23 protein-coding genes and 1 pseudogene are annotated in these 21,668 nt (G+C 75.7%); 17 read left to right on the top strand and 7 right to left on the bottom strand.

What is annotated here, in order from left to right; translation table 11 throughout:
• Window positions 1–141 (top strand): annotated as a pseudogene (locus AB0G13_RS14495) (phytochelatin synthase); the annotation flags it as partial.
• Between the two features lie 191 nt (window positions 142–332).
• On the opposite strand, the gene AB0G13_RS14490 reads toward AB0G13_RS14495, so the two are convergent.
• Complete coding sequence (locus AB0G13_RS14490; RefSeq protein ID WP_357873788.1) at window positions 333–1,232, bottom strand: A/G-specific adenine glycosylase; 900 nt, start codon at window positions 1,230–1,232, stop codon at window positions 333–335.
• A 156-nt stretch (window positions 1,233–1,388) separates the two neighbouring features.
• Here AB0G13_RS14490 and AB0G13_RS14485 point away from each other — a divergent pair, with 156 nt between their 5' ends.
• From AB0G13_RS14485 to AB0G13_RS14475, 3 genes are all read left to right on the top strand, one after another.
• Window positions 1,389–1,901, top strand: coding sequence for an ACT domain-containing protein (locus AB0G13_RS14485; protein ID WP_357873785.1), 513 nt, complete (start codon window positions 1,389–1,391; stop codon window positions 1,899–1,901).
• Entirely contained in the window at window positions 1,898–2,482 is a 585-nt protein-coding gene (locus tag AB0G13_RS14480) for a peptide deformylase (RefSeq protein WP_357873782.1), read from the top strand. Before AB0G13_RS14485 ends, AB0G13_RS14480 begins: the two co-directional genes overlap by 4 nt.
• Before the next feature lie 148 nt (window positions 2,483–2,630).
• Entirely contained in the window at window positions 2,631–3,353 is a 723-nt protein-coding gene (locus AB0G13_RS14475; RefSeq protein ID WP_357873779.1) for a hypothetical protein, read from the top strand.
• A 35-nt stretch (window positions 3,354–3,388) separates the two neighbouring features.
• On the opposite strand, the gene disA is transcribed toward AB0G13_RS14475, so the two are convergent.
• From disA to AB0G13_RS14455, 4 genes are all read right to left on the bottom strand, one after another.
• Window positions 3,389–4,570 carry a DNA integrity scanning diadenylate cyclase DisA gene (gene disA, locus AB0G13_RS14470; protein WP_357873776.1) on the bottom strand — a complete coding sequence of 394 codons (1,182 nt, stop codon included), beginning with the start codon at window positions 4,568–4,570 and terminating at the stop codon, window positions 3,389–3,391.
• Between the two features lie 142 nt (window positions 4,571–4,712).
• The gene (radA, locus tag AB0G13_RS14465) at window positions 4,713–6,167 is read right to left on the bottom strand and encodes a DNA repair protein RadA (protein ID WP_357873774.1); all 1,455 of its coding nucleotides are present in this window, start codon (window positions 6,165–6,167) and stop codon (window positions 4,713–4,715) included.
• Between the two features lie 89 nt (window positions 6,168–6,256).
• The gene (locus tag AB0G13_RS14460) at window positions 6,257–7,012 is read right to left on the bottom strand and encodes a hypothetical protein (protein WP_357873772.1); all 756 of its coding nucleotides are present in this window, start codon (window positions 7,010–7,012) and stop codon (window positions 6,257–6,259) included.
• A gap of 139 nt (window positions 7,013–7,151) precedes the next feature.
• Window positions 7,152–7,991 (bottom strand): UbiA family prenyltransferase, encoded by an 840-nt coding sequence (locus AB0G13_RS14455; protein WP_357873769.1) that lies wholly within the window; start codon window positions 7,989–7,991, stop codon window positions 7,152–7,154.
• Window positions 7,992–8,036: 45 nt separating this feature from the next.
• On the opposite strand from AB0G13_RS14455, the gene AB0G13_RS14450 reads away from it, so the two are divergent.
• From AB0G13_RS14450 to AB0G13_RS14435, 4 genes are all read left to right on the top strand, one after another.
• Window positions 8,037–8,810 carry a methyltransferase domain-containing protein gene (locus tag AB0G13_RS14450; protein ID WP_357873766.1) on the top strand — a complete coding sequence of 258 codons (774 nt, stop codon included), beginning with the start codon at window positions 8,037–8,039 and terminating at the stop codon, window positions 8,808–8,810.
• 44 nt (window positions 8,811–8,854) lie between these two features.
• Complete coding sequence (locus AB0G13_RS14445; RefSeq protein ID WP_357873763.1) at window positions 8,855–10,021, top strand: acyl-CoA dehydrogenase family protein; 1,167 nt, start codon at window positions 8,855–8,857, stop codon at window positions 10,019–10,021.
• 100 nt (window positions 10,022–10,121) lie between these two features.
• Window positions 10,122–11,180, top strand: coding sequence for a type III polyketide synthase (locus tag AB0G13_RS14440; protein WP_357873793.1), 1,059 nt, complete (start codon window positions 10,122–10,124; stop codon window positions 11,178–11,180).
• Window positions 11,181–11,210: 30 nt separating this feature from the next.
• Window positions 11,211–11,960, top strand: a complete 750-nt coding sequence (locus AB0G13_RS14435) for a hypothetical protein (protein WP_357873760.1) — start codon at window positions 11,211–11,213, stop codon at window positions 11,958–11,960.
• Between the two features lie 109 nt (window positions 11,961–12,069).
• On the opposite strand, the gene AB0G13_RS14430 is transcribed toward AB0G13_RS14435, so the two are convergent.
• Window positions 12,070–12,759, bottom strand: a complete 690-nt coding sequence (locus tag AB0G13_RS14430) for a hypothetical protein (protein ID WP_357873757.1) — start codon at window positions 12,757–12,759, stop codon at window positions 12,070–12,072.
• Window positions 12,760–13,085: 326 nt separating this feature from the next.
• Between AB0G13_RS14430 and AB0G13_RS14425 the strand changes: the two genes are divergently transcribed.
• The 4 genes from AB0G13_RS14425 to AB0G13_RS14410 are packed head-to-tail and all read left to right on the top strand — an operon-like array spanning window position 13,086 to window position 15,858.
• Complete coding sequence (locus AB0G13_RS14425) at window positions 13,086–13,571, top strand: CarD family transcriptional regulator (RefSeq protein WP_007073334.1); 486 nt, start codon at window positions 13,086–13,088, stop codon at window positions 13,569–13,571.
• Between the two features lie 56 nt (window positions 13,572–13,627).
• Window positions 13,628–14,323: a 2-C-methyl-D-erythritol 4-phosphate cytidylyltransferase gene (ispD, locus tag AB0G13_RS14420; RefSeq protein ID WP_357873754.1), complete on the top strand. Its 696-nt coding sequence runs from the start codon at window positions 13,628–13,630 to the stop codon at window positions 14,321–14,323.
• A 16-nt stretch (window positions 14,324–14,339) separates the two neighbouring features.
• Window positions 14,340–14,822: a 2-C-methyl-D-erythritol 2,4-cyclodiphosphate synthase gene (gene ispF / locus AB0G13_RS14415; RefSeq protein ID WP_357873752.1), complete on the top strand. Its 483-nt coding sequence runs from the start codon at window positions 14,340–14,342 to the stop codon at window positions 14,820–14,822.
• Window positions 14,823–14,832: 10 nt separating this feature from the next.
• On the top strand, window positions 14,833–15,858 hold the full coding sequence (locus AB0G13_RS14410) for a tetratricopeptide repeat protein (RefSeq protein WP_357873749.1): 1,026 nt from the start codon (window positions 14,833–14,835) through the stop codon (window positions 15,856–15,858).
• On the opposite strand, the gene AB0G13_RS14405 is transcribed toward AB0G13_RS14410, so the two are convergent.
• Window positions 15,855–17,021: a homogentisate 1,2-dioxygenase domain-containing protein gene (locus AB0G13_RS14405; protein WP_357873746.1), complete on the bottom strand. Its 1,167-nt coding sequence runs from the start codon at window positions 17,019–17,021 to the stop codon at window positions 15,855–15,857. The two genes, AB0G13_RS14410 and AB0G13_RS14405, sit on opposite strands and share 4 nt — an antisense overlap.
• A 95-nt stretch (window positions 17,022–17,116) precedes the next feature.
• On the opposite strand from AB0G13_RS14405, the gene AB0G13_RS14400 reads away from it, so the two are divergent.
• The 5 genes from AB0G13_RS14400 to AB0G13_RS14380 all read left to right on the top strand — a co-directional run bounded on the left by AB0G13_RS14400 (window position 17,117) and on the right by AB0G13_RS14380 (window position 21,661).
• Window positions 17,117–17,989, top strand: coding sequence for a hypothetical protein (locus tag AB0G13_RS14400; protein WP_357873743.1), 873 nt, complete (start codon window positions 17,117–17,119; stop codon window positions 17,987–17,989).
• Between the two features lie 76 nt (window positions 17,990–18,065).
• Window positions 18,066–19,265: a fumarylacetoacetase gene (fahA, locus tag AB0G13_RS14395; RefSeq protein ID WP_357873741.1), complete on the top strand. Its 1,200-nt coding sequence runs from the start codon at window positions 18,066–18,068 to the stop codon at window positions 19,263–19,265.
• 177 nt (window positions 19,266–19,442) lie between these two features.
• Entirely contained in the window at window positions 19,443–19,652 is a 210-nt protein-coding gene (locus AB0G13_RS14390) for a DUF397 domain-containing protein (protein WP_357873738.1), read from the top strand.
• 101 nt (window positions 19,653–19,753) lie between these two features.
• The gene (locus AB0G13_RS14385; RefSeq protein WP_357873736.1) at window positions 19,754–20,227 is read left to right on the top strand and encodes an SRPBCC family protein; all 474 of its coding nucleotides are present in this window, start codon (window positions 19,754–19,756) and stop codon (window positions 20,225–20,227) included.
• A gap of 147 nt (window positions 20,228–20,374) precedes the next feature.
• On the top strand, window positions 20,375–21,661 hold the full coding sequence (locus AB0G13_RS14380; RefSeq protein WP_357873733.1) for a PQQ-binding-like beta-propeller repeat protein: 1,287 nt from the start codon (window positions 20,375–20,377) through the stop codon (window positions 21,659–21,661).
• Window positions 21,662–21,668 lie beyond the last annotated feature (7 nt).

The raw sequence follows: 21,668 nt of genomic DNA, 5'->3' as shown, positions 1-21,668 counted from the left end.
CACTACATCAGCGTCGTCGGCTACCGCGACAACGGCAACACCGTCACCATCGCCGACTCCGCCGACCCCAACCAGGCCTCCTACCGGATGAGCGTGGACAACCTGGCCGACTGGATCGCCACCCGCGGCTACACCGCCTGACCCGACCCGACGCACGACACGAAGGGCCGGCCCCGACGAGGGGCCGGCCCTTCGTCATGCCCACAGGCTGGCCCGTGCCGATCCGGCGCGTCAGCCAACCGGGACGGGACCGACGGCGCGGCAGCCCACCGGGACCGGCCGCGCGGCAGGTCCACCGATCCGGCGCGGCAGCCACCGGGGCCGGCGGCGCGTCAGCTCACCGGGACCGGCGGTCCGTCGCCGACGAGGCGGAACGAGGATTCGCCGACCGGCTCCACGAGACCGTCCCGCACCAGCCCGGCGAGGGCCCGGGACCGCTGGACGTCGTCAACCCACACCTGGTCGAGCCGCTGGTGCGGCACCGGCCCGGTCGCCTCCCGCAGCACGCCGAGCAGCAGCCCGCGTACCTGTCGGTCGGTGCCGGCGTACCGCTGGGGGCGGCGGGTCGGACCAGCGGGGGCCTCGCGGCCGGACGCGCGCCAGGCGCAGACCGACTCGACGGGGCAGGCGCCGCAGCGGGGCGACCGGGCGACGCAGACCACCGCGCCCAGCTCCATGAAGGCCGCGCTGGCCAGGGCGGCGGCGGCCGGCTCGGCGGGGAGCAGTTCCTCGGTGGCGACCAGGTCGGCCGGGCGGGTCGCCGGGCCGGCGTCCGGTTCGCCGGCGATCGCCCGACAGACCACCCGCCGCACGTTGGTGTCGACCACCGGGTGCCGCTGGCCGTACGCGAACGCGGCCACCGCCCGGGCCGTGTACGTGCCCACGCCCGGCAGGGCCAGCAGCTGGTCCAGCCGGTCCGGGACCCGGCCCCCGTGGCGCTCGACGATCGCCAGCGCGCAGTCGCGCAGCCGCACCGCCCGGCGGGGGTAGCCGAGCCGCCCCCACATCCGGATCGCCTCGGCGGGGCTGTCCGCCGCCAGCGCGGCCGGCTCCGGCCAGCGCGCCAGCCAGGCCTCCCAGGCGGGGAGCACGCGTACGACCGGCGTCTGCTGGAGCATGACCTCGCTGACCAGGATGGCCCACGGGCTCACGTCGGGCCCGCGCCATGGCAGGTCGCGGGCGTTCTCCTCGTACCACCGGCTGACCAGGGTGGCGAAAGTGGGCTCAGACATCGCGCCGCCGATGATGTCACGCGGCCCACCGCCGGGGTGGCGCGGGCGACGAGGCCGGGCACGGGCGACGACGACCGGCACCGCCGCCGTCCCGCTGGCTGGGCGGTCCGGGCGGGGTGCTGCGGCGGTGGCGGACGGATCGGGCAGAATGCCCGGATGAACGAGCTCGCGATCACCGTCATCGGTCGGGACCGGCCAGGCATCGTGGCCGACGTCGCCGAGCTGCTCGCCCGGCTCGGCGCGAACCTCACCGACAGCACCATGACCCGGCTGCGGGGGCACTTCGCGATGACCCTGATCTGCGTGGGCCCGAGCGCCGCCGACGTCGAGGCCGCGCTGGCGCCCCTCTCCGCCGACGGCCAGCTGCTGGCCACCGTACGCGCGGTCACCCCCGACGGTGAGACGGCTCCCGCCGGCGAGCCGTACGTGATGGCGGTGCACGGCGCGGACCGGATGGGCATCGTGTCGGCCATGACCCGGGTGCTCGCGGACGCCGGGGGCAACGTCACCGACCTGAGCACCCGGCTGACCGGCTCGCTCTACGTGGTGGTCGCCGAGGTGGAGCTGCCGCCCGGCACGGCCGAGGAGCTGGCCGGGCGGCTGACGGCGACGGCCGCGGAGCTGGGCGTCGGGGTGAGCCTCCGGCCGGCCGATCCGGATCTGCTGTGACCGGCGGCGAGCGCGGTCCGGAGACCGAGGCCTACGCCGGCCTCGGCGACTGGACCCCGGATTCCCTGGGCGTGCCGGGGGAGGTGCGACCGGTGGTGTCCGCCCCGGAGCCGGTGCTCACCTACGTCGGTGGCGAGGTGGACCCGACCGCCGAGGAGACCGTACGGCTGGCCGCGGACCTGATCGCCACCATGCGGGTGTCGCCGGGCTGCGTCGGGCTGGCCGCCCCGCAGGTCGGCGTGGCCGCGCGGGTCTTCGCGGTGGACGTGACCGGCCACCCGAAGGCGCTCACCGTGCACGGCACCTTCGTGCTCTGCAACGCGCGGGTCGTCGAGGCGAGCCGGTGGAAGGTGGCCCGCGAGGGGTGCATGTCGGTGCCCGACCTGACCGGGGACGTCAAGCGGGCGAGCCGGCTGGTGGTGGAGGGCGTGCTGCCCGGCACCGGCCGCCCCGTACGGCTGGTGACGGACGGGTTCGAGGCGCGGGCCCTCCAGCACGAGATCGACCACTGCGCCGGCCTGCTCTTCCTGGACCGGGTCGCCGGCGCCCACGCCATCTACCAGCGCAAGGTGTACCTCTGAGTGGCGGCGGCGCGGCGACCCAGCGTCGCCGGCGGGACACGGTCGGCAGGCGGAGCCGTCGCATGTGGAGGGTGGATGCGGTGAGCGGCGGACGACTCGGCGCGTCGCGCGGGGCTGGGGTGCCCCGCGCCGCTACGGTGGGGGCATCATGCGTCTGACGGTCGGCCCCCTGCCACCCGCCGTTTACTGGCGGCGTCGCGCCGTCGTATTCGGAGCGGGGCTTCTCTTCCTGATTGTCCTGCTCTATTCGTGCACCGGGTCGAACCGGAACGCGAACAAGGGCGGCGACGCGCAGCCCACCGCGGGCGCGACGTCGTCCGGTGCCTCGCCGGAGCCCACCGGCTCGGTGCTCACCCCGCAGACCGGGGCGCCCTCGCCGGGGGCGGCGGGCGGCCCCGACGCCGGCGACCCGTCGGGCGGACCGGTCACCACCGACTCGCCGCCGGTGGCGCCCGTCGTGCCGGCCGCCGACGACGGCGCCTGCACGGACGCGGAGATCACGGTGACCCCGGTGGCCCAGCCCGCCTCGGTGGTCCGGGGGGCCGTGGTGGACCTCCAGCTCAAAATCAAGAACCGGTCCGAGCGGACGTGCAGCCGCGACGTCGGCGCCTCCGTGCAGGAGCTGTTTATCAAGTCGGGGGCCGAGAAGATCTGGTCGTCCGACACCTGCGGCACCGGCCAGGGCGCCGACGTGCAGTCCTTCACGCCGGGCTTCGAGCGCTCCTACCAGGTGGGCTGGAACGGCCGCGACACCACCAAGTGCGCCAACGGCGTGGCGGCGGGCCCGAACCCGCCGGCCGGGACGTACCAGGTCTTCGCCCGGGTCGGCACCAAGCTCAGCGAGCCGGTCAAGCTCACCGTCACCGGCTGAGCGACCGTGGGCGGGCTGCTCCGCGGCCCGACCGGTCAGACGTAGCGTTCGAGGATCGACGCCTCGGCGAGCCGGGACAGCCCCTCGCGGACGCCCCGGGCGCGCGCGTCGCCGACCCCCTCGACGGCCTGGAGATCCTCGACCGTGGCGCCCAGCAGGCGCTGGAGGCTGCCGAAGTGCACGACGAGGCGGTCGACCACGGCCACCGGCAGCCGGGGCACCTTGGCCAGCAGCCGGAAGCCGCGCGGACTGACCGCCGCGTCGAGCGCGTCGGACGCGGCCGGGTAGCCGATCGCCTTGGCGACCGCGACCAGGTCGATCAGCTCGGTCGCGCCGAGCAGGTCGAGCTCCACCAGCGCCTCGTCGAGAGTGCGGGACTTCCGGCCGGCCGGCAGGTAGTCCCGGATCACCAGGGTGCGGTCGGCGTCGACGCCGGCCATCAGCTCGTCGAGCTGGAGAGCCAGCAGGCGGCCGTCGGTGCCGAGTTCCACCACGTAGCCGGCGATCTCGTCGGCGATCCGGCGGACCATCTCCAGCCGCTGCACCACGGCGACCGCGTCCCGTACGGTGACCAGGTCCTCGATCTCCAGGGCGGAGAGCGTGCCGGAGACCTCGTCCAGCCGGAGCTTGTAGCGCTCCAGCGTGGCGAGCGCCTGGTTGGCGCGGGACAGGATCGCCGCCGAGTCGTCCAGCACGTGCCGCTGGCCGTTGACGTAGAGGCTGATGATCCGCATCGACTGGCTGACCGAGATGACCGGGTAGCCCGTCTGTCGGGCGACCCGCTCCGCCGTGCGGTGCCGGGTGCCGGACTCCTCGGTCGGGATGGTCGGATCGGGCATCAGGTGCACGGCGGCCCGTACGATCCGGGTGCCGTCGCTGGAGAGCACGACCGCGCCGTCCATCTTGCACAGCTCCCGCACCCGGGTGGCGGAGAACTCGACGTCGAGCGGGAACCCGCCGGTGCAGAGACCCTCGACCACCTTGTCGTAGCCGAGGACGATCAGGGCGCCCGTCCGGCCGCGCAGGATGCGCTCGAGGCCGTCGCGCAGCGCGGTGCCCGGGGCCATCAGGGCCAGGTTCGCCCGCAACGGGTCGCCGGCGCCCCCGGCGCCGCCGGTCACGCTCACGCTGATCGGGCGGGCGGGCGAGCCCACGGCGCCGGTGCGGGCGTGAGGCGTCGCACCGGCAGGCTTGGCGGTGTCGCGGTCGATCGGCACGGGCACAGTCTACGGACTGCCCTGCGGTGGGTGCTGTCGTGGTTACTGTGATGTGTCACGATGCCCCGCCTCGCCCGGACCGTGGGCCGGAGTCCGTGCTGTCCGATATCGGGCCGGGCGTTCCGCCGACTGCCACCGGCGGTCACTCGGCCGACGCCCGGGCGACGGCCTGGAGCGCCGACCGCACGTCGGTCACCTCGACCACCCGCATGTGCTCGGGCGTGACGCCGGTGCTCTCGGGGCCGCAGCCGGTCGGCACCAGCGCGAGCCGGAACCCGAGCCGGGCCGCCTCGGCCAGCCGGCGCGGCACCGCGCCGACGCGGCGCACCTCGCCGGTCAGGCCGACCTCGCCGATCGCCACCAGGTGCGGCGCGATGGCCAGGTTGAGCCCGCCGGAGGCGACGGCGAGGGCGACGGCCAGGTCGGCCGCCGGCTCCACCACCCGGATGCCGCCGACGGTGGCCGCGAAGACCTCCCGGTCGTGCAGCGTCAGGCGTTCGGTGCGCCGCTGGAGCACGGCCAGCACCATCGCGAGCCGGGCCGAGTCGAGCCCCGAGACCGTCCGCCGGGGCGAGCCGGCCACGGTCGCGCCGATCAGCGCCTGCACCTCGGTGACGAGCGCCCGGCGCCCCTCCATCGCCACCGTGACGCAGGTGCCGGGCACCGGCTCCGAATAGCGGGTCAGGAAGAGCCCGGACGGGTCGGCCAGGCTGCTGATGCCGCCCTCGTGCATCTCGAAGCAGCCCACCTCGTCGGCGGCGCCGAACCGGTTCTTCACGCCGCGCACCATCCGCAGCGAGGAGTGCTTGTCGCCCTCGAAGTGCAGCACCACGTCGACCAGGTGCTCCAGCACCCGGGGACCGGCCACCTGGCCGTCCTTGGTGACGTGGCCGACCAGCACGGTGGCGATGCCGCGCTCCTTGGCCACCGAGACCAGGGCGGCGGTGACCGCCCGCACCTGGGTCACCCCGCCGGACACCCCCTCGGCGCCGGTGGTGGAGATGGTCTGCACCGAGTCGAGCACCAGCAGGCCCGGCTTGACCGCGTCGAGGTGACCGAGCACGGCGGCGAGGTCGCTCTCGGCCGCGAGGTAGAGCTGGTCGTGCAGGGTGCCCATCCGCTCCGCGCGCAGCCGGACCTGGCTGACCGACTCCTCGCCGCTGACCACCAGGGAGGGGCTGCCGGCGCCGGCAGCCCACTGCTGGGCCACGTCGAGCAGCAGGGTGGACTTGCCGACCCCCGGCTCGCCGGCGAGCAGCACCACCGCGCCGGGGACCAGGCCGCCACCGAGGACCCGGTCGAGCTCGCTGACCCCGGTGGGGCGGGCCCGCGCCGGCGCGGCGCTGATGGTGGCGATCGGCCGGGCCGGCTCGGCCGGCATCCGGGAGCTGACCACCTTTCCGGAGACCGTCGGGCCGGTGACCGTGCACTCGACCACCGAGCCCCACTCGCCGCACTCCGGGCAGCGCCCCACCCACTTCGGTGGCTGGTGCCCGCAGGCGTCGCACTCGTAGGCCGGCCGGGGCTCGCGGGCGGCGGCGCGTCCGCGCCCGCCGACCCCGCCGGCGCGGGAGGAGGTCGATCGTGAGGTGGTCACACCGGGACGTTAGTCCCCGGGTACGACGAAGACACCGCCGGCGTGGCGGTCACCACGCCGACGGTGTCGTCGGTCTGACAGGGCGGGGGTCAGTGGCCGCCGTCCTCCTGGCCCTCGTAGCCGCCCTCACGCTCGATGATCGGCGACGGGGGCGCCGCCGGGGTGAGCGGCACGGCGACGGGCGCGGGGCCGGTGATCGTGACGCCGTTGCCGAAGTCGAAGGTCACGAAGACGTTCTGGCCGGAGCGCAGCGCCTCGTTCAGGCCGACGAGCTGGAAGAACCGGGCGGACCCGGTGTTGAGCTGCACGTAGCTCAGCGGCGGGATCTCGATCCGGGCCGGCTCGCCGGCCGGCGCGGCCGGGCTCTCCGGCGCGGCCGGGCTGGCCGAACCCGACGGGCTCTCGGGGGCACCCGGGCTGGCGGTCCCCGACGGGCTCTCGGAGGTGCCCGGGCTGGCCGGCGCCGACGGCTCGGGCGACGGCGACCCGCTCGGGGACGCCGACGGGCTGGCGGTCGCACCGGCGCCGGTGATCACCACCTCGCGGGCGCTGTCGGTGGTGACGGTCACGGTGACCGGGTTTCGCGAGTCGTTGTAGATCACGGCGTTCAGCACGGCGTTGGCGCCCGCCTGGTAGCCCTCGGTGCCGGGGAAGTCGACCAGCAGGCCGCGGACCGCGTACTCGCCGTTGCGGGCCGACAGGTTGACGCCCTGGACCGACGGCTCCTTGTTGGCGGTCTCGGAGACCTGGCCGGCGCCGCAGCCGGACAGCAGCAGCCCGGTCGCCGCGGCCATCCCGGACAGCAGCAGGGCCGCCCGCCGGGAACCCCTGATCGAGCGCGTCACGTCGGTCCTCCTCGTCACGATCCCACCCGGTGCTCACGCCGGGGGTGGTGGCCCTGCCCGCGCAGACCGCGCTCCAGGGTAGTTGGGCCTGATCCGCCCCCGCACGCCGACCCGGAGATGCCACCCGAGGGGGCCCGCGTCACACCAGTCGGCCGCTCGTGACCAGCAGGACGACGTCGATGAGGGCGACCAGCATCACGGCTCGGAAGGCGGCCACCTGCCGGCCTCCGGCCCGGGCGGTGGCACGCCCGCCGTACCAGCTCAGCGGCGGCACCACGACGGCGGTCGCGACCGCGGCGACGCCGACGCCCGACGGCGGGCCGGGGGGCCCGAGGGCCAGCGTGGCGGTCGCCGCGAGCAGCAGCAGCGCGGCGGCGGCGCGGCTGCCGGCCGGACCCAGCCGGTGCGGCAGCCCGCGCACCCCCGTCCGGGCGTCGTCGGCCAGGTCGGGCAGGACGTTGGCGAAGTGCGCCCCGGCGCCCAGGCAGGCCGCGGCGGCGACCAGCCAGACCGGCGGGACCACCGGCCCGGGCAGCGCCAGCACGACGAAGGCGGGCAGCGAACCGAAGGAGACCGCGTAGGGCAGCACCGAGACCGGGGTCGACTTCAGCGGCCAGTCGTAGAGCAGCGCGGAGAGCAGCCCGAGGGTGGCGCAGAGCGCGGCGGCCGGACCGGTCGCCAGCGCCAGCGCCGGGGTGGCGAGCGCGGCCACCGTCGCGGCCACGGCCGTCGCGCGCCGGCCCACCGCGCCGGCGGCGACCGGCTTGTCGGTACGCCCCACCGTGGCGTCCCGCTCCGCGTCGAGCGCGTCGTTGGCCCAGCCGACGGCGAGCTGGCTGGACGCCACGGTGAGCACCACGGCGAGGATCCCGACGGGCCGGTGCCCGACGCCCCACGCCAGCAGCCCGGCCACCGTGGTGACCGCGGCGGCCGGCTCCGGGTGACTCGCCCTGACCAGCCCTAGCACCGTTGGCGACATGAGGAAAGTCTGGTCGTTACCGGGCAGTCGTGCCACGCTCGGTCCATGCCAGACGCGGGCCGCACCCTGCCACGCAACGATCCGCGCCAGTACGACGACCTGGCCGGCGAGTGGTGGCGGCCGGACGGGGCGTTCGCGATGCTGCACTGGCTGGCCGAGGCCCGCGCGGCGCTGGTGCCGACGGCGTCCCGCCCCGGCGCCCTCCTCGTCGACCTCGGCTGCGGCGCCGGGCTGCTCGCCCCGCACCTGGCCGGCAAGGGCTACCGGCACGTGGGCGTCGACCTCACCCGGTCGGCCCTGGAGCAGGCCGCCGCGCACGGGGTGAGCGTCGTCAACGGCGACGTCACCGCCGTGCCGCTGACGGACGGCTGCGCCGACGTGGTCGCCGCGGGCGAGTTGCTGGAGCACGTGCCGGACTGGCGGCGCGCGGTGGCCGAGGCGTGCCGGCTGCTGCGGCCCGGCGGCCTGCTCGTTGTGGACACGTTGAACGACACGGCGCTGAGCCGGCTGCTCGCCGTGCGGATCGCCGAGCGGCTGCCCACGGTGCCGAGGGGCATCCACGATCCACGGTTGTTCGTGGACGCCCGGGCGCTGGTGGCCGAGTGCGCCCGGCACGGGGTCGACCTGCGGCTGCGGGGCATCCGGCCGGGGGTGCCCGGCCTGCTCGGCTGGCTGGTCCGCCGGATGCGCGCCGCCGACCGTCCGGACGTGATTCCGGGCGGCCGTCCGCACGCGACGGTCGCCGGCCCGACGCCGCGGATCGTGCCGACGTGGTCGACCGCCGTGCTCTACCAGGGGCGTGGTCGACGGAGCGGATAGCGGTGCCCGTCCCTGGGTAGGGAGAGGGCCGAGAAGGGGGCTGTATGACGCAGCACGCGCTGGAGGCGGCTCGCCGCCTGGCACCGAGGCTGGCCGCCCGGGCGGCGGGGCACGACCGGGACGGCTCGTTCCCGGTCGAGGACTTCCGGGACCTGCGCGAGGCGGGGCTCTTCGGCCTGATGGTGCCCACCGCGCTCGGCGGGATGGGCGCCACCTTCGCCGAGTACGCGGCGGTCGCCACCGAGCTGGCCCGGGGCAACGGCGCGACGGCCCTGGTCTTCAACATGCACGCCTCGGTCACCGGTGCGCTCGGCGCGGTGACCGAGGAGCTGGCGGAGGCGCTCGGGGTGCCGGACGAGGCGCTGGCCGCCCGGGACCGGCTGCTGAGCGCCGCCGCCCAGGGCTCCTGGTACGCCGTGGCGATGAGCGAGCGCGGCGCCGGCGCCCGGCTCTCCCAGCTGAGCACCGTCTACGAGCCGACCGACGGCGGTTGGCGCCTCAAGGGCAGCAAGACGTTCTGTTCCGGGGCCGGGCACGCGGACGGCTACCTGGTGGCCGCCCGCAGCGCCGCCGACCAGTCGGTGGTCTCCCAGTTCCTGGTGCCGGCCGGCGACGGGCTGACCGTCGAGCCCACCTGGGACTCGCTCGGCATGCGCGCGACCTCCTCGCACGACCTGCACCTGGACGTGGCCGTGCCGGCCGACCGGCTGCTCGGGGGCGTGGAGGGGCTGGCCCTGGTGGTCGCCCAGCTCATGCCGCACTGGCTGGTGGCCAGCTACGCCGCCGTCTACGTCGGGGTCGCCCGGGCAGCGGTCGACGCGGCGGCCGAGCACCTGAACGCCCGCAACCTCGCCGGCCTGCCGGCGGTCCGGTCCCGTCTCGGCCGGGCCGACGCGGCGGTGGCGGCGGCGCAGCTGGTGGTCGCGGAGGCGGCCCGCCGGGTGGACGAGGCGCCGGGTGACGCGGAGACCAACCGCTGGGTCTGGCGGGCCAAGCTGCTCGCCGGCACCACCGCCGCCGAGGTGGCGGCGTCCATGCTGGAGGCGGCCGGCACGTCCGCCACCCGGCGGGGGCATCCGCTGGAGCGGCTCTACCGGGACGCCCGCTGCGGCTCGCTGCACCCGGCGACGTCGGACGTCTGCGCGGACTGGCTCGGCATCGCCGCGCTGGGCGGCGACCCGGACCGCGACACGACGGTCCCTCGTTGGTGAGCGTGGGGAGTCCGCCGAGGCGGCGGACGCGCGGGCGCACGGCGCGGGGGGCCCGTCCAGGGGCGGGGTGGGCCGCCCGGTGCGCAAGGCCGGACGAGAGGTGGGCATGGTGGCCGTACCGGTGATCGCGGGGCTGGGGACGGCACACCCGCCGTCGGCCGCGCAGGACGACCTGTGGGAGGGCTTCTTCTCGAAGCACTTCTCCGGCAGCACGCGGGCGCTGGCGCAGCGGATCTTCGCGCACTCGGGGGTCACCCGCCGCCAGGCCGCCGTGAACCCGTTGCTGGAGGACGTCTCCGACTGGCCCACGGAGCGGCGGATGCGCCGCTACCTGGTCGAGGCGCTGCCGCTGGGCAAGGAGGCGGTGGGCCGGGCGCTGACCGCCGCCGGCCTCTCCGCCGGCGACGTCGGGCTCTTCGTCGTCTGCTCGTGCACCGGGTACGCCACCCCGGGGCTGGACATCCTGCTCGCCCGGGACCTGGGCATGGCCCCGGACACGCAGCGCATGTTCGTCGGGCACATGGGCTGCTACGCCGCGCTGCCGGGGCTGGGCGCGGCGAGCGACTTCGTCACCGCCCGGGGCCGGCCCGCGCTGCTGCTCTGCGCGGAGCTGACCAGCCTGCACATCCAGCCCTCCAACGCCCGGGTGGACACCCAGCAGATCGTCTCCCACGCGCTCTTCTCGGACGCCGCGGTCGCCGCCGTGGTCGTTCCCGGCGGCCGGGGGTACGCGCTGCGCGAGGTCGCCTCCGTCACGGACACCTCGACGGCCGACCACATGACCTGGGACGTCACCGACACGGGCTTCCGGATGGGGCTGTCGCCGAAGGTGCCGCAGGTGCTCTCCACGCACGTCCGGGGCCTGGTCGAGGGGCTGCTGGCCCGGCACGGCACGACGCTGTCCGAGCTGGACGGCTGGGCGGTGCACCCGGGCGGTCCGCGCATCCTGAACGTGGTCGAGCGGGAGCTGGCCCTGCCGCCGGAGGGCCTGGCGGCGTCCCGGGCGACGCTGGACGAGCACGGCAACTGCTCGTCGCCGACGGTGCTGCTGATCCTGGACCGGCTGCGCCGGGCTGCGTCGCCGCCGCGCCGGGTGGTGATGCTGGCGTTCGGCCCGGGCCTGACCCTCTACGCCGCGTTGCTCGAACGACAGGAGTGAACCGTCGCGCGGTGCGGTTACCCTCTGGTGATGGACGCCGATGCGGCAGGCCGGCCGGAATCCGGGCCGGACGCGGGTGAGCACGCGACTCCCGTGGAGGCCGACGACCGGCTACGCACCGCCGTGCTGGCGGTGGCGGGGCTGGCCGCGCTGGTCGGCGGAGGCTGGTGGTGGCAGGCCGAGGCGCCCCGCACCGGACCGGTCGGCGCCGCTTCGAGCGCCGCACCGCGGGTCGGGGACGGGTCCGCGGCGGCCCGGGGCCGGGCCGTCCCGCCGGAAGGGCCGGTGAGAGCGAGCGGTTTCTGGCTCGTCGACCCGAAGACCGGCGACGCGACCAGGACGGACCCGCGCAGGGGCCTCACCTTCCGGGTCGACCCGCGCAGCGGCGACGCCGTCCGGGCCGACGTCGGACCCGCGGGGCCGGACGCCCGCCGGTTCATGGACGGACGGCTCGACGAGGCCGCGCGGGGCGGCCGGCTGGACTCGTTCCCCGACACGGTCTGGTCCGCTCAAGGTCGGCTGGGCCCTGCGGAGGGGCTCGTCAAGCACGCCTCCGCCGAGGGCGGGGCCCGGCATCTGCTCCAGTTCCGCTGCGTCGGCCCCGGCGAGCTGCTGATCGTGATCGACGGGGCCCGGGCGGCGGACCCGATCACCAGCGCCTGCGACGGCTCGGTCACCTCGACGGAGGTCACCGGGAGGGGCGGGCCGTTCCAGGTCTCGCTGTCGAGCGCCAACGCCGAGCCGCTCCGGGTCGAGGCGCAGCTGGTCGCCCTGCCCTGACCGCCTCCGCGTCCGCCCGGGGCGTCCGGAGCGCATCGACGGACGGCGTCGTCGCACGGGTGGCGGCGGGTCCGGGGGCGGTGCATCGGGCGGTGGAGGGCCCGTCCGCTCAGGCGAGGCGGGCCAGGTCGGCGCGGTAGTCCTCGGCGGAGCGCACCTCGGGCACCACCTTGACGAGGACGCCGGCCCGGTCCACCAGCAGCGCGGTGGCGGCGTTGGGGCGGGCCGGCAGGTGCAGGAACGCCCGCAGCCCGCCGGCCGGGTCGGCGAGCGGTCGCACGGTCGCCCCGGCGGGCGGCGTGACGCGTACGGGCCGGTCGCCGGCGACGGTGACCACCGTGACGCCGGCCGGCGCCAGGGCGGCTGCGGTGGCCACGTCCTGCGGGCAGGGGCAGCCGTCCACCAGGATGATCATCGCCGGCACCAGTGCGCGCAGGGGCACCGGTGACTGCCCCGCGTCGACCAGGTCCAGCGCGGGCAGCGGCCGTCCGGCCGACCCGGCCGGCGGCGCGTACGGGGTGAGGGCGGGCTCCGGGACGGACCGGCCGGACCGGGGCCAGGTGACCGCCGCGAGGCCGGCCAGGGTGGTCAGCACCGCCACCAGCAGCACCAGCAGGGGCAGGGCGAGCGGGGAGCGGACCGCCCGACGGGCGGCGGCGCGGCGGGGCGTCGCGTGCAGCTCGCGGCGGATCTGCTCGGCCTCGGCCGCCAGTGCGGAGGCGTCGTCCGGCACGACCACCCGACCCCACTCCGGCGGCAGGTCGGGCAGTCCGGGGCCGTCTGCGTCGGGCTTGCCCATCGGACCCCCAGGACGTCTCGGCGAGCGGACAGCGGCTCGACCTCCAGCGTCCCGCACGGGACGGGCTGCCGCTACACCTGGGCGCGTACCCGGCCGGCCGGCTACCATGGGAGGAGCGCATAGCCCTTGATCTCGACGTTCGCGTCACTCGTACCGGGACGTCATCTGAGCGTTACGGAGCGTGGTCAAACCACCGGTTTGGCGGCCTGTCAAGCTGAAGAAATACCTCTCACAGGGCCCCTGAGCTGCGCCAACGGTCAGGACAGCGGTGAGACATCGGTGCCTGAGCGTGTTACCCTAGACACAGCGAAAGGGGTTTCGAACCTATGGTTTTCAGTGTCGGCGAGACCGTTGTTTACCCCCACCACGGGGCCGCACTCATCGAGGCAATCGAGACTCGGGTCATCAAGGGCGAGCCTAAGCAATACCTCGTCCTGAGGGTCGCACAGGGTGACCTGACGGTCCGGGTGCCCGCCGAGAACGCCGAGATCGTGGGTGTGCGCGAGGTGGTCGGCGAAGAGGGCCTCGGCAAGGTCTTCGACGTGCTCCGTGCACCGCACACCGAGGAGCCGACCAACTGGTCGCGGCGTTACAAGGCGAATCTGGAGAAGCTGGCCTCCGGTAACCCGCTGAAGGTTGCCGAGGTCGTGCGCGACCTGTGGCGCCGGGAGCGGGAGCGGGGTCTCTCCGCGGGTGAGAAGCGGATGCTCGCGAAGGCCCGCGACATTCTCGTCGGCGAGGTCGCGCTGGCCGAGAAGAGCACCAAGGACGAGGCGGAGACGCTGCTCGACAAGGTCCTCACCGAGGCCTAGTCCCCACAGCATCGTCGTACCCGATTCGTAGCGAAGAAACCACCGAGGACCGCGACGTGACCGCGCAGCTCAATCCGTGCGGTGACGTCGCGGTCCTCGTGCCTGCGGCCGGTGCCGGCGTGCGACTCGGCCCCGGCCGGCCCAAGGCGTTGCGCCTGCTCGGCGGCGAGCCCCTGCTGGTGCACGCCGTCCGCCGGCTCGCCGCCGCGCCGTCGGTGCACACCATCGTCGTGGCCGCCCCGGCCGCCGAGGTGACGGCGGTGCGCGACCTGCTCGCCCCGGTCGCCCCGGTGACCGTGGTGCCCGGCGGCGCCGAGCGGCAGGCGTCGGTCGCCGCGGCCCTCGCGGCGGTGCCCGCCGGGCCGGAGATCGTCCTCGTGCACGACGCCGCCCGGGCGCTGACCCCGCCCGATCTGGTGGAGTCCGTCGCGGCGGCGGTCCGCGCCGGGAGCGACGCGGTGATCCCGGTGCTTCCCGTGGTCGACACGATCAAGGAGGTCGGCGCCGACGAGGTCGTCCTCGGCACCGTCGACCGCTCCGCGCTGCGGGCGGTGCAGACCCCGCAGGGCTTCCGCCGGGCGGTGCTGACGGCCGCGCACGCCGCCGCCGGCGACCCGCTCACCGACGACGCCGGCCTGGTCGAGAAGCAGGGCGTCCCGGTGGCCTGCGTCCCCGGCTCGGAGTACGCGCTGAAGGTCACCCGCCCGTTCGACCTGGCGCTGGCCGAGCACCTGCTCGCCACCGGCGCCTGACGCGTACCCTCTTCCCATGATCGTTCCCCGGGTGGCCATCGGCACCGACGTGCACGCCTTCGAGGCGGGCCGGCCGTGCTGGGTGGCCGGTCTGCTCTGGCCCGACCAGGACGGCCTGGCCGGGCACTCGGACGCCGACGTGGCCGCGCACGCCGCCTGCAACGCGCTGCTGTCGGCGGCCGGCCTCGGGGACCTGGGCGCCAACTTCGGGGTGGGGCAGCCCGAGTGGGCGGGCGCGTCGGGCGTCGACCTGCTCGGCGAGAGCGCCCGCCGGGTGCGGGCCGCCGGTTTCGCGATCGGCAACGTGTCCGTGCAGGTGATCGGCAACCGGCCCAAGATCGGGCCGCGCCGCGAGGAGGCCCAGCGGGTGCTCTCCGAGGCGGTAGGCGCGCCGGTGACCGTCTCCGCGGCCACCACCGACGGCCTCGGCTTCCCCGGGCGCGGCGAGGGCCTCACCGGCATCGCGGTGGCCCTGGTGTACGAGGCTCCGGCCGCCTAGGCTCGCCGCGATGTCCAGCGACGCCACCTCCGACCGTTCCGCCGCCGACGGCTACCTCCAGCGCGCCCAGCTCCTGGCCGAGCTGGGCCGCTACGACGAGGCCGCGGCCGAGGTCTCCTACGCCGTCGCCCTGGACCCGGCCGACGCCGGGGCGCTGACCATGCTGTCCCGGGTCCACCTCGCGGCCGGCCGGCCGGCCGAGGCGCTTACCGCCGCCGACGCCGCGGTCGCCGTCGCCCCGGACAGCGTTCCGGCGCTGGTGGCCCGCGCGCTGGCCCTGAGCGACCAGGAGGAGTACGCCGAGGCGGCCCGCACCGCCGACCGGATCCTGGCGCTGGGTCCCGACGACGCGTACGCCCAGAGCAGCGCCGCGGCGATCCTGGCCGGCTCGCGCAACGGGCAGCCGGCGCTGAACGCGGCCTGGCGCGGGGTCGAGCTGGCGCCCGAGAATCCCCAGGCGCACCTGGTGCTCGGGCTGGTGGCGGCGAACATGCAGATGTTCGACCTGGCCGAGCGCGCCTACCGGGAGGCGCTCCGGCTGGACCCGCAGCTCGCCGAGGCCCGGCACGACATCGGGGTGCTGCGGCTGGAGCAGCGGCGCTGGAGCGAGGCGCTGGAACACCTCGCCGAGGCCGCCTCGATGAGCCCGGGCCGGGTCGACTCCGGCCGGACCATCTCGGTCGGCCTGCGCCAGCTCGTGGTCTACGGCGCGGGCTGGACGATGGTCACCGCCGTGCTGATCGCCTGCCTGGCGCCGGGCAGCGCGGGGCTCTCCCGGTTCGCGGCGGCGTTCGCGGCGCTCGGCGGGGCCCTGGTGGTCTGGCGCTTCGCCGCCCGGCTGCCCGGCCTGTCCCGGACCATCCTGCCGAGCCTGCTCCGCTCCGACCGGATCCTGGCGCTGGCCGTCTACGCGGCGGCCGTCGCGCCGGCGCTGATCCTGCTCTACGCCCTGGTCGGCACCCCGTGGCCACTGGTGCTCGCCATCGCCGTCGCGACCGCCGCCGAACTCGCCGTCCTCTCCCGCACCGCGGTCTAGGGGCTGCGGGCCCAGGTCCAGGCGTAGCCGTCGTCCTCGCAGGCGGACGCGGCGTCGCAGAGGTCCAGGGGTCGGAAGGTGTCGACCATGACGGCCAGCTCGTCGAAGAAGTCGGCGCCAATGGAACGCTCGGCGGCGCCCGGCTGCGGGCCGTGGGTGAAGCCGGACGGGTGCAGCGAGATCGAGCCCTGCTCGATGCCGGAGCCGCGCCGGGCCTCGTAGCTGCCGCCGGTGTAGAAGAGCATCTCGTCGGAGTCGACGTTGTGGTGGTTGTACGGCACCGGGATCGCGTCCGGGTGGTAGTCGACCTTGCGGGGCACGAACGAGCAGATCACGAAGTTCGGGCCCTGGAAGGTCTGGTGCACGGGCGGGGGCTGGTGGATCCGGCCGGTGATCGGCTCGAAGTCGTGGATGGAGAAGGCCCACGGGTACATGTGGCCGTCCCAGCCGACCACGTCGAACGGGTGGTTGGCGTAGACGTAGCGCGTCCAACCACGCCGGTGCCGGACGAGCACCTCCACGTCCTCGCCGTCGACGAGCAGCGGCGCGTCCGGTCCCCGGACGTCGCGCTCGCAGTAGGGCGAGTGCTCCAGGAACTGGCCCCGCACGGAGAGGTAGCGCTTGGGCGGGCCGATGTGGCCCGCCGCCTCGACGGCGAGCAGCCGGGTCGGCGCGTCGCCGGTGGGCACCAGCCGGTGGATGGTCGAGGTGGGGATGACGACGTAGTCGCCGGGCACCGCGTCGAGCACGCCGAACGTGGACTCGACCCGCAGGGTGCCGGACTCCACGTACAGGCAGTGGTCGCCGGTGGCGTCGCGGAACAGCGGGGACGGGCGGTCCGCCAGCACGTACGCGATCCGCACGTCGTCGTTGGCGAGCAGGTACCGCCGGCCGAGCACCGGGTCGGCGCCGGTGCCGTCGAGCTTGTGGGTGCGCAGGTGCCGGGGCTTGAGCGGCAGGTTCGGCACCCGGGTGAACGCCGGCGGGGTGAACTCCTCGGCCGCCACGATCGCGGTCGGCGCGTGCCGGTGGTAGAGCAGGGACGAGTCGGAGGAGAAGCCCTCCTGGCCCATCAGCTCCTCGGCGTAGAGGCTGCCGTCGGGCTGGCGGAACTGGGTGTGGCGCTTGCGCGGCACCTCGCCGACGCTGCGGTAGTACGGCATCTCGCCTCCCGGTTCGTCCCGTTCGCCGATCCAATGGCGTCCGATAATCGGACGCTGTTGTCCGTTCCTTGTAGCGTCCCGTACATTCTTGTCTCGTGTCAACGCAGGTGCCCGCGCTTCTCGACGGCCTCGTCGACGACGCCGCCGTCTTCCCGCCCGGCAGCGCGCCGCTGCCCGACGCCGTCGCCGCGCACCGGCGGCACCGCAGCTCCTGGTACGCGGACCTGGTCGGCCCGCTCCTGGTCCCGGCCACGAGGCTGCCCGAGCTGGCCGGTCTGCTCGGCGCCGACGAGCGGATCGCGGTCGGCGTCATCGGCGACGTGCCGCTCGACCGGCTCGACGAGGTACGCGCCACGGCCGACCCGCGCATCCGCGTCCGCCAGGTGGAGGCGGCGGTCGCCAGGCGCGGCGAGGACCCGCTGCCCGGCCTGACCGAGCTGGTGGCCCTGGCCCGCCGGGCCGGTGCCGGTCCGGCCGCCCTCGACGCCGTCTACGCCGAGCTGCCGCTCACGTTCGGGCTGATGGGGGCGCTGGACGCGCTCGCCGCCGCCCGCGCCGACGGGGTGTCCGTCGCCGCGAAGTTCCGCACCGGCGGGCTGGCCGCCGAGCTGTTCCCCAGCCCGGCGGAGCTGGCGGCGGTGATCTGCGCCTGCCGGGACCGGGGCCTGCCGTTCAAGCTGACCGCCGGGCTGCACCAGGCGGTCCGGCACCTGGACCCGGAGACCGGGTTCACCCACCACGGCTTCGTCAACGTGCTCGCGGCGACGCTGGCGGCCGCCGGGGGCGCCCCGGTGGCCCGGGTCGCCGAGCTGCTCACCGCGGCCGACCCGCGCCCGCTGGTGCAGTACGCCGAGGCCGGGCTGGCCGGCCCGCGCCCGCTGTGGATCGGCTTCGGCTCGTGCAGCATCCTGGAACCACTGACCGATCTGATCCGGCTGGGGCTGGTGAACGGGGGCTTCGACGCATGAGCGAGCGTCAGCGAGCGAATCATCTCTGCGGGCCGGTGGTGCCTCAGGCCGGCCTGGAGCGCAGCGGAGGGCCGGCATGAGCTGGGTGAGTGGTGCCGACGGTTCGCCGTACGGGGTGGCCAACCTGCCGTACGGGGTGTTCCGCCGTGCGGAGGGCGCGCCGCGCGTCGGCGTACGCATCGGCGACTTCGTGCTCGACCTGGCCGGCGCGGAGGAGGCCGGCCTGGTGCTGGCCGCCGGGACGCTGGGCCGGCCCACCCTCAACGACTTCATGGCCCTCGGCCGCCCACAGTGGACGGCCGTCCGGCAGCGGGTGACCGAGCTGCTCACCGACGCCGCCCACCGGCCGGCGGTGGAGCCGCTGCTGGTGCCGCTGGCCGAGGCGCGGATGCAGTTGCCGTTCGAGGTCGCCGACTACGTCGACTTCTACTCCTCCGAGCACCACGCGGCCAACGTGGGCCAGATCTTCCGCCCCGGCCAGCCGCCGCTGCTGCCCAACTGGAAGCACCTGCCGATCGGCTACCACGGCCGGGCCGGCACGGTGGTCGTCTCGGGCACCCCCGTGGTGCGGCCGAGCGGGCAGCGGGCCACCCCGCAGGGCCCGGTCACCGGCCCGTCCGTACGCCTCGACATCGAGGCCGAGGTCGGCTTCGTGGTCGGCGTGCCCAGCGCGCTGGGCGACCGGGTCCCGACCGACGACTTCGCCGACCACGTCTTCGGCGTCGTGCTGGTCAACGACTGGTCGGCCCGCGACATCCAGGCCTGGGAGTACCAGCCCCTCGGCCCGTTCCTGGGCAAGTCCTTCGCCACCTCGGTCTCGGCCTGGGTGACCCCGCTGGACGCGCTGGGCGACGCCTTCGTCCCCGCCCCCGAGCAGGACCCGCCGGTCGCCGACTACCTGCGCGACGTGCCGCACCTCGGGCTGGACCTGCGCCTGTCGGTGCAGTGGAACGGCGAGCGGGTCAGCGAGCCGCCGTTCGCCACCATGTACTGGACGCCGGCCCAGCAGCTGGCCCACCTCACGGTGAACGGCGCCTCGCTGCGCACCGGCGACCTCTACGCCTCGGGCACCGTCTCCGGGCCCCAGCGGGGACAGGTCGGCTCGTTCCTGGAACTCACCTGGGGCGGGACCGAGCCGGTGAAGTTCGCCGGGGGCGAGACCCGCACGTTCCTGGAGGACGGCGACACGGTGACCGTCACCGCCACCGCGCCCGGCCCGGACGGCACCACCATCGCCCTGGGCGAGGTGACCGGAAAGGTCCTCGCCGCCCGCTGACCCGCCTTCCGATCATCGACGGTCCCCGGTCGCACCAACTGTGCGACCGGGGACCGTCCTTTGCGCGTTGATCGTCCCGGATTCCGTCGCCATGCCGCGCCGGGGCCGGACCGGACGCCCCTTCCGGTCCCGGGCCCGGCCGCCGGTTGGCGTACCGACGACAGGAAGGTGACGACGATGAACGATCTCCCGGGCGCGGTCTGGCGTACCAGCAGCCGCTCCAACGACCAGGGTCTCTGCGTGGAGGTGGCCGACAACCTGGTCGACGCCCTCGGCGTGGTGGGCGTACGCGACTCCAAGGACCAGGCGGGCCCCACGCTGGCGGTCAGCTCGCCGGGGTGGGCGGCCTTCGTCGGCGCGATCAGGACCGGCCAGTACGGTCGCTGACGGTCGACTGTCGCGGATCGGGGCGCCCGGCGGTGGAAATTCCGCTCCGGGGGCCCCGATCCGCGCTCACCCGGCGTACCGTCGAGGCCACGGGAGGTGGCATGTCGACGGTGGCGGTCACGGAGTTCGTGCAGGCGCACGACGTCGACCTCTGGCGGCTGCTGACCGACCTGACCACCCGCACCCGGCGCTTCACCGGCCCGGTCGAGGTGCTCACCCCCGGCCGGCTCGGCCCGGGCACCGCGTGGCGGGAGACCCGTTCCCGGCCCGACGGCACCGCGCTGGTCGAGGAGTTCGTCGTCATCGAGGCCGAGCCGCCCCGCCGGCTGGTGCTCGGCTCGCGGGGCGCCGGCGTGGACTACCGGATCACCTGGACGCTGCGCCCGGTCGAGCGGCGTCGCCGGGGCTGCACCGCCGTCACCGTCGAGCAGGAGTCGGTGCCGACCGCCCCCTACGGCCGGGTGGTCGCGCTGCTGCTCGGCGGGCTGGCCGCCCGGGCGGTCGAGCGCGCGCTGCGGCAGGACCTCGCCGACCTCGCCGAGGCGGCGGTCGCTGGCGCGGCCGAGGCGGCCTGAGGCGCACTCCCGGGTGGCCTGGGGCGCACGCTGCGACACCGGGCCCGCGCGCACGCCGGCAGGGGCACCGCCGGAACACCCGTCCGCCGGTGACCTGACAGGGCCCTGACCGGTCCCGCTGGGTAGGGTGCCGGGCGGAGGTGTGGCATGGGGTTCCCGAAGGGCCGGCGGCGGGTCGCGGTGGCGGTCACGGCGCTGCTCGCCACCGCCGCCGTCGCGGCGACGGTCTACCGGGTGCTCGCCCCCGCCGAGGTCAGCACGCCCGCCCGGGCCGGGTACCCGCCGGCCGCGTCCCCCGTCGCCGGCGTGGTCGGCCGGCTCCCCGTCGCCCCGCTCGTCGTGGACGGCCGGCTGCGGGTGTACGCGGCCCACCGCCAGGTCTACGCCGACCGGCCGGTCGACGGCCGGCACCGGACGACCCCGTACTGGTCGTACCGCCGCTGGCCGGCGGCGCTCGACGGGGTCGTGGCGAGCGGGACGACGGTGGTCACCCGCTGGTCGGACGGGCGGCTGGTGGCGCTGGACGCGCGGAGCGGCCGGGTCGCCTGGCGGGCGGACGGGCCGGAGCCGGTGGGGGAGCGGACGGTCCGGCGCACCGGCGCGGCGACGGTCTGGGATCCCCGGGGAACCTTCGTGGCCCGGGCCCGCGACGGGCGGCAGGTGGTGGTGGCGGCCGGGGCGGAGTGGGTGGGTGCCGTGGACCTGGCCGACGGCCGCGAACTGTGGCGGTCCCACGTCACCGTCACGGTGCCACCGGGCGACGACGACGCGGTCGGCGGGTGCCGGGACGCGCTCGGCACGACCGGGTCGGGACAGGTGATCATCGTCGACTCCTGCGCGGGGCCGGCGGTGGTGGAGTTCCGCGACGCCGTGACGGGGGCGGTGAGCCTGCGCTGGCGGCCGCCGGATGCCGGCGACGAGCTGGTGGCGACCCCGGTGGGCTGCGGCGCCGGCCGGACGGGGTGCACCGGGCTGCGGACGGCGAGGCCGGGCGACGACGCGGGCCGGGGCTGGCTGCTCGGCGACGGTGAGCCGGTCGCCGCCCCGGCCCTGGACCGGCCGGACGCCGAACTCGTCGGCGGGACCGCCGTGGCGGTCGTGGACGGGGTGCCCGTCGGCCGCTCGGCGCGTACGGGGGCGGAGCTGTGGCGCCGTTCCGGCCTGCCGCAGGTGCGGCTGCTCGCCGTCCAGCCCGACCGGGTGCACCTGCTGACGGAGACGAACGACCTGGTGACGCTCGACCCGGCGACGGGGGCGCAGCGGTCCTTCTTCGCGTTGAACGCGGGCTCGGACGGCGTCGGCTGGGCGCCCGGCGCGGCGTACGCGGCCGGCGGGTTCGTGGCCGTCGAGCGGCTCCGCAAGCCGGTCGACCCGATGGGGGACGACCAGCGCTACTACCTGACCTCGGAGCCGGTGATCCTCGCGGCGACGTGAAACGCCG

This window comes from Micromonospora sp. NPDC023633 (genome assembly GCF_040640035.1).
Lineage (GTDB): Bacteria > Actinomycetota > Actinomycetes > Mycobacteriales > Micromonosporaceae > Micromonospora.
This window is presented reverse-complemented; position numbering and strand designations above follow the sequence as displayed.